Here is a 13,941-nt window from a genome sequence, read left to right on the forward strand (position 1 = left end):
TTCATACCCATAGTTTGTCGGTGATAGTTCTGCAACTTTCACCACACCCACAAGTTAAAACGCTTTTATATCAACAATCAGCTCGCCATATGCTCAAGACGAATTTTATCAGCGATCATTGCGATGAATTCTGAATTCGTGGGTTTGCTTTTCAAATGGTGCACAGTGTAGCCGAACATTTTAGAAATAACATCGTAATTGCCACGGTTCCATGCGACTTCGATTGCATGACGAATTGCACGCTCGACACGAGAAGCTGTCGTATTGTATTTTTTTGCGATTTCTGGGTAAAGTACTTTCGTCACCGAACCAAGCAAATCGACGTCCGTGTAAACCATTTGAATCGCTTCACGAATGAACGCATAACCTTTAATATGAGCAGGTACACCAATCTCTTTAATAATTGCAGTAATTGTAGTATCCAGCACTTTTTGGCTTACTGTTCCTGGCGCATACTCTCCGCTAGCTTGTGCTATCGGTACTATCGGTTTCCTCGTTCCTGCGACCTGGAATATCTGGTTTGCAAGTCGGTCGAATTCAAACGGTTTAAGCATGAAATAGGAAGCCCCTAGACTCGCAGCTTGTGTCATTACATCTTCCTGTCCAAATGCTGTCAACATAATTATATGCACATCGGCAGTTTGTGCATTTCCACTTAACGTTTCCAAAACCGCAATTCCATCAAGATGTGGCATTATGATATCAAGTAATAAGACATCCGGCTTTTTTTCTTCCAACATCGACAGACATACTTTCCCGTTATGCGCCGTCCAGATGACCTCGATTTCAGGATGCCTTTCAAAATATGTCATCATAGTCCTCACAAGTTCCTTGTTATCGTCAGCAATCGCGACTTTCAGTTTATCCATTTCCCATTTCCCCCTTGTACGTTTATGACGACTTCTTTCCCTAAACATTAGCAACAATCTCTTAACTACACAAGGGAAATTTCGACGAATAGTGGAGTAACCCTCTTTTATTTAGTAAAAATGAAACTTCTGACATATGGTTTCCCTAAACTTCGACTAATTCCATTCATTTCTCAACGTTTGTCGAATCGTTCTCAATAAGTTTAACACGACATGACAAAAGGGCCAACTCATTGTACGAGTTGGCCCTTTTTTACAGATACGAAAGTATAAGTTTTCAACAGGGAATAATGTCTAGCTCCAGCACCTAGGAGCTCGGGTCATAAGCCAGCCCGGCTATGTGGCAAAGAACGCCACGTCGACGGTCCGTCTTATGCCTGTCGCTCCTGACCAAGGCGCTTCCGCTTTTCTTATTAATTTTCCCCGCTACGCATTTTTTCCAAAAATAGGGCTGCACCTTTTTTGGGATTATCGACAAACATATGCGTTACTGCGCCTGCAAATTGTCCATTTTGGATAACTGGACTTCCGCTCATTCCTTGCAAAATCCCGCCGGTTGCTTCGAGCAACTTGGGATCAGTTAAAACAAAATGGAACTGGTCTTGTTCTACTTCCGTAATTCGAATGGAAAATGATTCAACTTCCGTCCCTTTAATCGTTGTGTAAATTTCAGCAGCGCCTACTTTTACTTCTGCTGGCTGCATAATCGTTAGAGGTTCGGCTAACACTTGTTTATAATCACTGTTCCACGATCCGAAAATACCATACAGTCCATTTATTCGAATCGTCCCTAAAAAATCATCGTCATCGACAATCGTTGAAATTTTATAACCTGGAATTCCGGGTACACTTTTCTTAATTTGATCGATTTCTGACAGATAAATTGCTCCTGTTTTAAACGAAGGTGGTGATTTCAGTGCGCTGTCAATAATCTGATGACCGAGTGCACCGTATGTCCCTTTGTCCGGATCGACATACGTCAAAGTACCTGTCCCTTCTGTTCGATCTTTCAGGAATGGAAGGAGACGTTTCATCGCTTCGCCATCTGCGAGGATCTGACTATTTTCCCCGTTTCGGATGACGTGCAATACGATTTCTTTCTTGTCACGCATTGACGATGAAACTTTTTCGTACTCATAAAGGGTGCTGACTGCTACACCGTCTAATTGTCCGATTAGATCACCTGCCTTTAACCAGTTATCCTTACTGATCATGACATCATTTGTGATGTAGACCCCAGACAAATCCATCTTAATACCAATCGACTGTCCCATTGGTATCAGCGTTCCGTCTTTTGCAAATGCTGCATTTGTTGCGAATGGCATGACAAGTAAAAGCACAGAAAACGAAACGGCCAACTTAAACTGTCTACTCCATCCCATATTCCACCTCCCTTAATAAGATACTGTTGGTATGTCCGTTCAGGGGAATGTTATGAAAGGGTAAATAAAGCAATAGAGGAACGTACATAAATATCAGCATTTAGTGATCGACGAGTAAAAAAATAAAAAAACGTGCATAATACAGTATGCACGTTAAGTCATTATCTAAACGATTTCTTACGTTCTGCAGCCAAGGTCAACAACTCTTCCGCATGTTTTAATGTTAATGGCGTAGTTTCAGCTCCAGACAACATCCTTGACAATTCTTCAGTCCTATCTGATTCAATGACATCACGAATTTCCGTCATTGTCCTATCACTTATTACATTTTTTTTAATGAGGTAATGGTGATCGGCCATTGCGGCAACTTGCGGTAAATGAGAAATACAAAGCACTTGGGAATTCGTTGCTATAATAGCTATTTTTTCCGCAATTGCTTGTGCAACTCTTCCGCTCACACCCGTATCCACTTCGTCAAAAATAAGTGAAGTAACACCTTGATGTTTAGAGAATATTGTCTTTATCGCTAACATTATGCGGGAAATTTCACCGCCCGAAGCTACTTTTACAAGTGGTTTCAACGGTTCCCCAACGTTCGTCGAGATCAAGAAGTTCACATCATCATATCCGTTTGAATCGAAAGTACCCGCAGCTTTTCGAGTAATATCCACTTTAAATGATGCTTTACCCATATGAAGTTGCTCCAGCTGTTCCATAATTGCATCTTCTAATTGAATAGACGACTTTTGGCGAATAATTGATAACTCTTCTGCTTCGATTTCTAAGTCCTGAAGTAGTTGCGCAAGTTTTTCCTGCTCAGCAAAAAGACGTTCGTCCCTGCTTACTAAGTTTTCAAGTTCCTCTGTGATTTTATCACGATGCATAAGAATGTCTTCAATTGTTTTGCCGTACTTCCTTTTCAAGGAAATGTGGAGGGCTAGGCGCTCTTCAACTACTTCGAGTCTTGCAGGATCAAATTCCATATCATCAAGTATACTTTTGAGGTCGTGTGCAGTATCTTGCAAGGTATAAAAACTAGTTGCAATCGTTTCAGCGTGCAATTTCAAGGTTTTATCGACCGAAGCTGCATCCTCCATATCACTCATCGCGGAACCTACCCAGTCAAGCGCATGTGTATCCCCACTGATCGACACATATGCAGTATTCAATCGCTCAAATAATCGATTGAAGTTTTGAAGTTTCTGTTTTTCTGCTTCGAGTTGGTCCTCTTCACCAATGACAAGGGCGGCCGCATTTATTTCTTTCAGCTGGAATGAATACAAATCAATACGTTGTGCAACTTGCTGCTCATTATCATCTGCCTTTTCAAGCTTCCGTTTCAATTTCCGGTAACTCTCAAACAGCTCGGAATAATTTTCAGTAGCATGTACCAGTTTCTCACCCGCAAAATGATCGAGTAAATGAATATGACTTCTTTCATGCATTAATTCCTGGTTCTCATGTTGACCATGAATGTCAATCAACTGAGAACCAATTTCTCTCAAGATCGCAATTGTCACGAGCTTCCCATTGACACGGCAAACCGTTTTACCATTCGAATTCAAATCGCGTCGCAAAATAACGACGCCGTCTTGTGCATCAATGCCGAATTCAGCTAATTGAGCAATAATCGGATGCGCTTCTTCTTCAATAGTGAAAAGCCCTTCTAGTTCAGCTTTTGTTGCCCCATGACGGATAAATTCCTGTGATCCTCTTCCACCCGCCAGCAGTTGGACAGCATCGATAATAATAGATTTTCCCGCGCCAGTTTCTCCAGTTAATACGGTTAGGCCTTCGTCAAATGTTATTTCAAGGTTTTCAATGATTGCAAAGTTTTTTATGGAGATTTCACGTAACAATTGCTTTCACCTCTTTCAGAGCATCGCCAACAGTTTTTCTTTCACTATTACTGTCAGTGATTCATCGCGACAAATAATCAGACTCGTATCATCGCCACAAATCGTTCCAAGAATTTCATCCCATCCGAGATGATCCATTAAAGAACCGACAGCTTGTGCATTTCCAGGAAGCGTTTTCAAAACAATAAAATGACCTGCTGCATCAATACTGACAAAGGCATCAGTTAGCATACGGTGAAGTTTTTGTTCTGTGTTGTACTTATGTACGGGTGGTAGGCTGTATTTATAACTACCATCAGACAAAGGAACCTTAATGAGATGCATTTCTTTTATATCGCGCGAAACGGTGGCTTGCGTCACATCTACACCCGCTTCTTTTAAGCTATCTACGAGTTGGTCTTGTGTTTCTATTTCAAAATTCGAGATAATATCCCGAATACGAATTTGCCTATGACCTTTATTCATACCAATCACTCCCATACCATAATAATATCTTACTTCATACTCTACCACCCATTATTTCATCCAACAAGAATAGCACGCAAATTAATGCGTGCTATTGCAGTTCCTTGTACGCTTCTTCGACAAGGTTGTCGAATGAAACATCGTCAAATAATGTCAAAGCATTTTCTTCAGAAGTGAGGTGGAATAGAAACTCAATATTCCCTTCCCCGCCCGTAACGGGAGAATATGAAATTCCGCGAAGACTGAAACCTTCTTTTATGGATGCATCAGCGATTTTTCGTAAAACTTCAAGGTGAATAGACTTTTCTCTTACAACACCTTTTTTCCCTACTTTTCCTTTTCCAGCCTCAAATTGCGGCTTTACAAGGACCATGACATCGCCGCTGTCCGCAATAATGCGTTTTAAAGCAGGTAGGATAAGCGTCAATGAGATAAAGGAAACATCGATTGTTGCAAATTGCGGTATACCTTCGGTGAATATTTCTGGCGTCGCGTGTCTAAAGTTTGTTCTTTCCATTACTGTTACGCGTGGATCCTGACGTATTTTCCATGCCAGCTGATTGTACCCAACATCAAGTGCGTAGCAATGAGACGCGCCATTTTGAAGTGCACAATCTGTGAAACCACCCGTCGATGAACCGATATCCAGCACAATTTTGCCATTAACGTCAGCATCAAACTGCTCAAGAGCTTTTTCAAGCTTCAAGCCACCCCGACTGACATATTTCAGTTTCGACCCTTTGACCACAAGTGGTGCATCTGCAAAAATTTTTTCACCTGGTTTATCTAGCCTTGTTTCAGCAGTAAAGATGATCCCCGCCATAATGGAGCGCTTTGCTTGTTCCCTTGTTTCAAAGAAACCACGCGCGACCAGGAGAACATCTACCCGCTCTTTCGGTATACGATTTGTCATACTTGTTCCCTTTCCACTACTTGCATTTTAATAAATGATTCCATACTCTCAACTAGATGACCTGCAGTCATACCAATTTCTGCAAGCAGCTCATCAACATTTCCATGTTCAATGAAATGATCTGGAATGCCCATCCGTCTAATCGGCACAGTAGTCTGAATTGTATCATGTGCATACTCAAGGACAGCACTTCCGAAACCACCGGCGAGAACTGCCTCTTCAACTGTAATAATCGGCATTCCAGTTGCGAAAATCATGTCTAACATTGCAGTATCAAGTGGTTTGATGAATCTTGCATTGACAACTTTCACTTGAATCCCTTTAGTAAATAATAGGTTTGCGGCTTCTAGCGCCATCGGGATTGTCGTTCCGAACGTCAAAATGACACCATCATGACCTTCACGTAGTACTTCCCATGAACCGATTGGGATTGGACGCAATGTTTCATCCATAGGTACACCGAGCCCATTTCCTCTCGGATAACGCATCACTATTGGGCCTTCATCATAATCTATCGCCGTTTTCACCATATGCTGACCTTCATTTTCATCTTTCGGCATCATAATAACCATATTCGGCATATGCCTTAAGAATGCAATATCGAAGACACCTTGATGCGTCTCACCGTCTGCCCCTACTAGGCCAGCGCGGTCAATACCGATAAAGACATTTAAGTTTTGTCTGGAAACATCATGAAGCATCTGGTCGTAAGCCCGTTGCATAAATGTCGAATAGATTGCCAAGAACGGTTTCATCCCTTGCGTCGCAAGACCTGCTGCCATCGTCGTTGCATGTTGCTCAGCAATACCGACATCAAAGAAACGATCGGGGAATTCTGCCGCAAATGATTCCAGTTTCGAACCGACAGGCATTGCCGGCGTTATTGCGACGATGCGTCTATCATCACGTGCAATTTTTTGAACCGTGTCTGCGACAAGACCACTCCACGATGGTGCTACAGAGGAAGACTTGACGAAATCACCTGTCTCGATTTTATAAGGTCCTGTGCCATGCCATGTACCGATTTTATCGTCTTCAGCAGGGCTATATCCCTTGCCTTTTTTCGTAATAACGTGAAGCAGGACAGGCCCATCCATTTTCTTCGCGTATTGTATATTACGTTCAAGATCATTGAAATCATGACCATCAATTGGCCCAAGGTATGTGAAGCCTAGTTCTTCAAAAAAGACACCCGAAACGAGAAGATATTTCAAACTGTCTTTCACGCGCTCCGCAGCAGCAGCAAGTTTACCGCCAACCGCCGGAATTTTCTTTAAAATATATTCAAGTTCATCTTTTGCACTATTATATTTACCGGCAGTTCTTAACTTTCCAAGGATTGCATGAAGCGCACCGACATTTGGAGCGATTGACATTTCATTGTCATTCAAAATGACAATCATGTTCGTTTTTGCATGACCGATATGATTAAGTGCTTCAAGTGCCATACCACCTGTTAGAGCACCGTCTCCGATGACTGGTATTACATAGTTCGTATCACCCTTGATGTCCCGTGCAGCCGCCATTCCCATAGCCGCAGAAAGGGAGGTAGAACTGTGGCCTGTTTCCCATACATCATGATCGCTCTCAATCCGTTTCGGAAATCCACATAAACCCTTAAATTGCCTAAGCGTATCGAAATCACCTGCACGTCCTGTTAGTATTTTATGGACATATGCCTGATGGCCAACGTCCCATATTATTTTATCAGCAGGACTTTCAAATTGCCGATGCAAAGCAATTGTCAATTCAACTACTCCAAGATTAGGCCCTATATGGCCACCAGTAACAGATAACTTCCCAATAAGAAATTTCCGTATTTCTTCTGCTAATTCCACCATCTGTTCCCTATCAAGTTTTTTAATAAAAGATGGATTAGTAATTTCTGTGAGTTCCATCATTATCACACACCTTCACATATTAATTGCCACGGATAATACTGAACTGCCTACATTATATCAATAAGGACGACCAGCACAACAATTTGGTTCGTTTTATGACTTTCGTTCGACGATGTAATCCGCGAATAACCCGAGAAGCGAATGCTCACTTTCCAAAAAAGCAAGAGAATCTCTTGCGGATTGGTGATGCGCTGCTAGACGTGCCATTGCACCCTTTAGACCAAGCAGTGATGGGTACGTGGACTTCTCACTTAACGCATCGCTCCCTGCAGTCTTTCCAAGTTCTTCAGTCGTAGACGTTATATCTAGAATATCGTCCTGTATTTGAAATGCCAGCCCGATATGGTAAGAATATTCCTTCAACTTTGCAGCCTTATCTTCATTTACACCTGCTAGTATTGCACCGGCACTGATACAAAATGACAAGAGAGCTCCTGTTTTATTAACATGTATCGTTTCGAGTTCTGGTAACGACAACTTTTGCGTCTCGCCTTCAATATCAAGCATTTGTCCGCCGACCATCCCGGTTGCACCAGAAGCGTCCGATAGCAAACGGATGATCCGAAGAGTATCTTGTGCGGATGTATCTGATAAATGTGTTAAACTCCCGAATGCCAGCGTCTGTAGTGCATCACCTGCCAGTACAGCAACCCCTTCCCCATAAACAATATGGTTCGTCGGTTTACCGCGCCTAAAATCATCATCATCCATACATGGCAAATCATCGTGGATGAGGGAATACGTATGCAGCAATTCTGCAACACAAGCTACCGTCAAGGCATCTTCTGATTCCACGCCAAGATCTTCGAGCGTTGCTAAAACGAGGAGTGGCCGGATCCTTTTCCCGCCGGCATTGATTGAATAGGACATCGAGGATTTCAATGTTTCAGATACAGTCGTGGCCGCAAGCAAGCTATTCAATTTGGCATCGATAATAGGTAGTTTTTTTGTGATAAATCGTTGTAATTCCTTATGCATTCGATTCGGAACCTTTTGCTGGATCAAACTCTGCCTTATTGCCATCTTTGTCAATAATGGAAATAAGCTGTTTTTCAGCATCCTGTAATTTCCCGTGGCAATAAGCGGATAGTTCCATCCCTTTTTTGTAAAGTGTGATTGCATCCTCAAGTGGTACGTCCCCTGTTTCAAGCTTTTGGACGACTTCCTCTAAGCTAAGCATCGCTTCTTCAAAGCGGATTGGCTCTTTTCCCAATTAAATTTCCTCCCCTTCATGCAATGTGATCTTTTGGACCGTTGCTTCTGCGGTTCCATCTTGCAAACGTATTTGAATGTTTCCACCAACCTCTAGTGATTTGGCAGAATTAGCAACTTCGTTGTTCTGATAAACAATCGAATACCCGCGCTCCATAATAGTAAGTGGGTTAAGTGCCTTCAGCATACGAACAGATGCGTGGAAACGATCACTTTGTATGCGGACATCTTGATGAACTCCCCTAGTCAAACGTTCCGAGAGTACCGCTATATTCCTGTGCCCTTCTTTGATTCGCTGTTCAGGCGAGAAAGAGGACAGCATGCTGCTTAATCTTTGGTACTGGGATAGTCGATAGCCAGTAATATCTTGCCCACCTCGTAAGAGCCTACCTTCAAACCCAACCAATCTATCAATGAACGGACGATAAAGGCGCTCTGGAAATTGAAGTGGATAGGATGTTTGTAAGCTTGTTAGATGTTTACGTTCATTTTTTATCTGATTGGAAAGTGAATTATAAATTGCACGTTTACGATCCAATAGTCTTTCAAACAATTCGTCCCGAGCTGGAACTGCCATTTCAGCAGCAGCTGTCGGCGTAGGAGCCCTTCTGTCCGAGACAAAATCTGCAATTGTCGTGTCGGTTTCATGCCCGACAGCGCTGATAACCGGAATTCGGCAGGAAAAAATTGCTCGTGCTACCGACTCTTCATTGAACGCCCACAAGTCTTCTATGGAGCCCCCACCGCGTCCTACGATGAGAACATCGATGGAGCCATATGTATCAGCCTGTTCGATCGATTTGACAATGGAAGGTACGGCTTGCGGTCCCTGTACAATCGCGGGAAACAAAATGATTTCTGCAAGTGGGTAACGTCTTTCAATTGTTGAACAGATATCTTGAATTGCGGCACCTGATTGCGCCGTGACTACACCGATTTTAGTCGGAAACGAAGGCAGCGGTCTTTTAAAGCGTGCATCGAATAATCCTTCTTTCCCTAGACTTTCTTTCAATTGTTCAAATGCGAGATAAAGCGCACCGATACCATCAGGTTGCATTGATTGGACATATAATTGATAGTTTCCGCTCGTTTCAAAAACTGTTACATCGCCTGTAATCAGCACATTCATGCCATTTTCAGGCTTAAATTTGAGACTTGATGCGCTAGAACGGAACATCGCTGACTGGATCCTGCTTTTTTCATCTTTCAAGGTGAAATAAATATGTCCGCTTGGATGACTTTTAACGTTCGACAGTTCCCCTTTGACAAATACATTGCGCAAATGGGGATCTGCATCGAACTTCCGTTTAATATATTTCGTTAATGCTTGTACAGATAAGTGTGGGTGTCCGGCCAACAGTCCCGCCTCCCGTTTCTTGACGTATAGAAACGCTGTCTTTCCAATGAAAAACAGCGTCCGTCCGGTTTTTTATAGTTGTTGTGAACATCTTCCCTCTGCAGAAGCTTGTTCTGCACTATGAAGTGTATTTTTCAATAACATCGTAATCGTCATCGGACCTACCCCACCTGGAACCGGTGTAATAGCTGAAGCTTTCGTTTTTGCCGATTCGAAATCGACGTCCCCACATAATTTTCCATTCTCATCACGGTTCATGCCGACATCTATGACGACAGCACCTTCTTTAATATGCTCATCTGTAATGAACTTTGTCTTGCCTATTGCCACAATTAGAATATCAGCCTGTTTCGTAAATGAGGCTAAATCCTTCGTTTTAGAATGGCAGTATGTGACTGTGGCATCGCGCTGCAAAAGCAGTTGGCCCATCGGTTTTCCGACAATGTTACTGCGTCCAACGATAACAGCATGCTTACCGCTTATTTCAGTACCTGTTCGTTCGAGAAGTTTGATGATACCGTATGGCGTGCATGATAAAAATGCTTTTTGACCAATGATCATTTTCCCAACATTTACAGGATGGAAACCATCTACGTCTTTTGTCGGATCAATCGCACTGATGACAAGGTTTTCGTCGATATGCCCAGGTAACGGAAGCTGAACCAGAATACCATGAATTGAATCATCATTATTCAACCGTGTAACATGATCGAGTAACTCCTTTTCTGATACCGTGACTGGAAGTTCAATCAGTTCAGATTTCATGCCCACTTCTGAACTTGATTTCTGTTTGTTCCTTACATATGTACGGGAAGCCTGATTTTCACCTACAAGGACGACTGCAAGGCCCGGCTGACAACCGCGCTCTTTCAAAGCAGTTACTCTATCTTTAATTCCGTCTCTGATTTCTTGTCCGATTGCTTTTCCATCAATCAGTTTTCCAGTCATCCTGATACCCCCAAAATGATTTTAATTATTTTTCTTCGAATTTCGATAGTACACCGTTCACAAAACGGCCTGATTTTTCATCGCCGAATGTTTTACTTAGCTCGATTGCCTCATTCAAGACCACTCTGTGTGGTACTTCTTCATTAAAGAGCAATTCATAAACTGCAATTCTCAAAACGGTCCGTTCAATTTTCGGAAGACGATCTAATGACCAGTGTTCCAGCTTTCCTGTGAGGACCTCATCGATTGCTTCTTTATTTTGCACAGTTCCCCGTACGAGCTGTTCGTAGAAGCGGTTCGCTGGTTCTTCAACAATGTAGTTAATTGCTTCATCTACACTCAATTCTGTATTATCAAGTTGAAAAAGGGTTTGTACTGCTTTTTCACGTGCTTCTCTTCGCTTCATCTTCTTATTCTCCTCCACTACCGTATCTCTAGGGCATTATCATAGCATAAACAGGTTGCCGGATACAGTAAGACAAGTTGAAAAGCATCATCCGGCTGGACGATGCTTTTCAGATCATACCGTTTCCGTTCCAGCCTCGAACTGGATCCCTGTAATATGGACATTGACTTCTTTCGTTTCAAGGGAAGTCATGTGGAAAATTGCATGACGAATTTGCTTTTGGATATCCACGGCAATGGCAGGTACAGAATAGCCGTATTCGACAACGCAATATACGTCAATCGTCAAGCCCTCTTCAGACCATTCCGTTTTGACCCCTTTACCATGGTTCACTTTACCGAACTTTTCCGCAACTCCTGTGGCAAAGTTTCCTCTAGTATTCGCGACGCCTTTTATTTCCGTCGTCGCAATTCCGATAATCACTTCAAGAACCTCGGGAGCAAGCTGGACACGTCCGAGCTCACCATCCCCCGCCGGAGCCATCCCGACGTATGTTGGAATTGTTTTGTCAGTCATTCCAAGTCCCCTCCCTTTCAGTTCATAATCGTGTATCTTTCAAGAAACTTCGTATCGAAATCTCCTGATTTGAAGACTTCATTGTCCATAAGCTTCAAGTGGAACGGGATAGTTGTTTCGACACCCTCGATGATAAATTCATCGAGCGCACGTTTCATCCTAGCTACCGCTTCTTCCCTTGTATCTGCATGTACAATTAGTTTCGCAACCATTGAATCGTAAAACGGTGGGATTGTATAGCCCGTATACATGGCCGAATCTACCCGAACACCAAAGCCGCCTGGAGGCATATACATGGTTACTTTCCCCGGTGAAGGCATAAAGTTTTTCGATGGATTTTCTGCATTGATGCGACATTCGATTGACCAGCCATTGATTTTGATATCTTCTTGGCGATAAGCCAATTTTTCACCCGATGCGATTTTCAGTTGCTGTTGGACCAAATCAATTCCGGTAATCATTTCTGTAATCGTATGTTCTACTTGGATTCGCGTATTCATTTCCATAAAGTAGAATTTTTGATTGATATGATCGAATATGAATTCAACTGTTCCAGCACCTTCGTAATTGACGGCTTCTGCCGCTTTGACCGCTGCTTCGCCTACTTCCAATCTCAGTTTAGGTGTAAGCGCAGGTGACGGCCCTTCTTCAACAAGCTTTTGCATTCTACGCTGAATTGAACAGTCACGTTCGCCTAGATGGATTGTATTACCGTATTTGTCGGCAAGTATTTGAACCTCGATATGACGGAACACTTCAATAAACTTCTCTAGATAGACACCAGGATTACCAAAAGCAGCAGCAGCCTCTTTTTGAGTGATTTTGATGCCATTGATTAACTCTTCAGCATCCCTTGCAACACGAATCCCTTTTCCGCCACCACCTGCAGTTGCTTTGATGATAACTGGAAAACCAATTTCTTCAGCGATTCGAAGGCCATCTTGTTCATCTGCAACGATTCCAGTAGAACCTGGAACAATTGGCACACCTGCTAATCGCATTGTTTCACGTGCGACGTCTTTCGTTCCCATCCGTGAAATATTGTCCGCAGTAGGTCCGATAAATTCGATGTTGACCTCTTCACACAGTTCGGCGAAACTCGCATTTTCGGCTAGAAAACCATATCCCGGATGAATTCCATCGCAACCAGTTAGTTTTGCAACACTGATGATATTGGAAAAGTTTAGGTAGCTGTCTTTAGATAGTTTTGGACCGACGCAATAAGCTTCATCTGCTAATTCCACGTGAAGAGCATCCTGATCAGCTTCTGAATAAACCGCAACCGTCTTCATGCCCAGTTCTTTACAAGCCCTGATGATACGTACGGCAATTTCACCACGGTTAGCTATTAAAACTTTTTTCATTTTTCATTCCTCCTTAATTAGCTCTTACAAGGAAGAGAGGCTGTCCGTACTCAACGAGCTGTCCGTCTTTTACGAGAACTTCGACGATTTCCCCTGAAACTTCCGCTTCAATTTCATTGAATAGCTTCATTGCTTCTACGATGCACACGATGGCTTCAGGTTTTACACTATCGCCTTTTTGCACATAAGCTGGAATATCAGGTGAAGATGCTGAATAGAACGTTCCAACCATCGGTGATGTAATTTTATGCAGTGATGGATCTTCCACTTGTGTTACAGCAACAGGTGCAACTGGTGTTACCTGTTGAGGTGCAATTACATCTTCTGTTCTTTGAACTTGTACAGCAGAAATCCCTTGTTGAACAAGTTGTTCTTGTTCGACAACTGTTGTAGCTACTGCCGCTTGTGCACCGCTACCTTTTTTTAATACGAGCTTTGCACCATCAGATTCATAAGTAAATTTTTCAATTGAAGATTGATCAATTAGTTTAATAATTTCACGGATTTCTTGAATTTTTAGCATGATCGATTCTCCTGACTCCATTATAATTAGGTTCTTTAACTATTTTAGCTGTTTTCGTCCCATATTGAAATAGATAATGGTTATTTACATTAAAGTTTGCTGTAAAAGAACAAAATGCATACGCATGACCAACCAATAACAACATGCCATCCAATCATATATATACCCACAACCTTCGGGCATTTGTTGCCTGAAGTCTAGACATAAAACGGGTCCTTTCCTAGGT

The 13,941-nt window shown here is 42.5% G+C and carries 14 protein-coding genes; all 14 read right to left on the bottom strand.

The annotated features are described in order from the left end of the window. Positions 1-77: 77 nt before the first annotated feature. A complete protein-coding gene (gene spo0A, locus I2484_RS03690) occupies positions 78-869 on the bottom strand; it encodes a sporulation transcription factor Spo0A (protein WP_067209873.1) in 792 nt (263 codons plus the stop codon). 413 nt (positions 870-1,282) lie between these two features. Beyond that, the gene (locus I2484_RS03695) at positions 1,283-2,251 is read right to left on the bottom strand and encodes a SpoIVB peptidase S55 domain-containing protein (RefSeq protein ID WP_207149691.1); all 969 of its coding nucleotides are present in this window, start codon (positions 2,249-2,251) and stop codon (positions 1,283-1,285) included. Between the two features lie 161 nt (positions 2,252-2,412). Next, positions 2,413-4,110, bottom strand: coding sequence for a DNA repair protein RecN (gene recN / locus I2484_RS03700; protein WP_207149692.1), 1,698 nt, complete (start codon positions 4,108-4,110; stop codon positions 2,413-2,415). Between the two features lie 15 nt (positions 4,111-4,125). Continuing rightward, positions 4,126-4,575, bottom strand: a complete 450-nt coding sequence (ahrC, locus tag I2484_RS03705; RefSeq protein ID WP_207149693.1) for a transcriptional regulator AhrC/ArgR — start codon at positions 4,573-4,575, stop codon at positions 4,126-4,128. A gap of 91 nt (positions 4,576-4,666) precedes the next feature. Then, positions 4,667-5,488, bottom strand: a complete 822-nt coding sequence (locus tag I2484_RS03710; protein WP_207149694.1) for a TlyA family RNA methyltransferase — start codon at positions 5,486-5,488, stop codon at positions 4,667-4,669. Beyond that, the gene (gene dxs, locus I2484_RS03715) at positions 5,485-7,386 is read right to left on the bottom strand and encodes a 1-deoxy-D-xylulose-5-phosphate synthase (protein WP_207149888.1); all 1,902 of its coding nucleotides are present in this window, start codon (positions 7,384-7,386) and stop codon (positions 5,485-5,487) included. The genes I2484_RS03710 and dxs overlap by 4 nt, the downstream gene beginning before the upstream one ends. 96 nt (positions 7,387-7,482) lie before the next feature. Continuing rightward, the gene (locus I2484_RS03720; protein WP_207149695.1) at positions 7,483-8,367 is read right to left on the bottom strand and encodes a polyprenyl synthetase family protein; all 885 of its coding nucleotides are present in this window, start codon (positions 8,365-8,367) and stop codon (positions 7,483-7,485) included. Beyond that, on the bottom strand, positions 8,360-8,602 hold the full coding sequence (locus tag I2484_RS03725; RefSeq protein WP_207149696.1) for an exodeoxyribonuclease VII small subunit: 243 nt from the start codon (positions 8,600-8,602) through the stop codon (positions 8,360-8,362). Before I2484_RS03725 ends, I2484_RS03720 begins: the two co-directional genes overlap by 8 nt. Further along, positions 8,603-9,958: an exodeoxyribonuclease VII large subunit gene (xseA, locus tag I2484_RS03730; RefSeq protein ID WP_207149697.1), complete on the bottom strand. Its 1,356-nt coding sequence runs from the start codon at positions 9,956-9,958 to the stop codon at positions 8,603-8,605. It lies immediately after the preceding gene. Positions 9,959-10,030: 72 nt separating this feature from the next. Further along, positions 10,031-10,906: a bifunctional methylenetetrahydrofolate dehydrogenase/methenyltetrahydrofolate cyclohydrolase FolD gene (folD, locus tag I2484_RS03735; RefSeq protein ID WP_207149698.1), complete on the bottom strand. Its 876-nt coding sequence runs from the start codon at positions 10,904-10,906 to the stop codon at positions 10,031-10,033. Positions 10,907-10,931: 25 nt separating this feature from the next. Further along, positions 10,932-11,312 (bottom strand): transcription antitermination factor NusB, encoded by a 381-nt coding sequence (gene nusB / locus I2484_RS03740; RefSeq protein ID WP_207149699.1) that lies wholly within the window; start codon positions 11,310-11,312, stop codon positions 10,932-10,934. Positions 11,313-11,426: 114 nt separating this feature from the next. Continuing rightward, positions 11,427-11,828 carry an Asp23/Gls24 family envelope stress response protein gene (locus I2484_RS03745; RefSeq protein WP_207149700.1) on the bottom strand — a complete coding sequence of 134 codons (402 nt, stop codon included), beginning with the start codon at positions 11,826-11,828 and terminating at the stop codon, positions 11,427-11,429. 17 nt (positions 11,829-11,845) lie between these two features. Beyond that, positions 11,846-13,192, bottom strand: a complete 1,347-nt coding sequence (gene accC, locus I2484_RS03750; RefSeq protein ID WP_207149701.1) for an acetyl-CoA carboxylase biotin carboxylase subunit — start codon at positions 13,190-13,192, stop codon at positions 11,846-11,848. A 13-nt stretch (positions 13,193-13,205) separates the two neighbouring features. Beyond that, positions 13,206-13,715 carry an acetyl-CoA carboxylase biotin carboxyl carrier protein gene (gene accB, locus I2484_RS03755; RefSeq protein WP_207149702.1) on the bottom strand — a complete coding sequence of 170 codons (510 nt, stop codon included), beginning with the start codon at positions 13,713-13,715 and terminating at the stop codon, positions 13,206-13,208. Positions 13,716-13,941: the final 226 nt, after the last annotated feature.

It is taken from the genome of Sporosarcina sp. E16_8 (assembly GCF_017347095.1).
Classification (GTDB): Bacteria; Bacillota; Bacilli; order Bacillales_A; family Planococcaceae; genus Sporosarcina.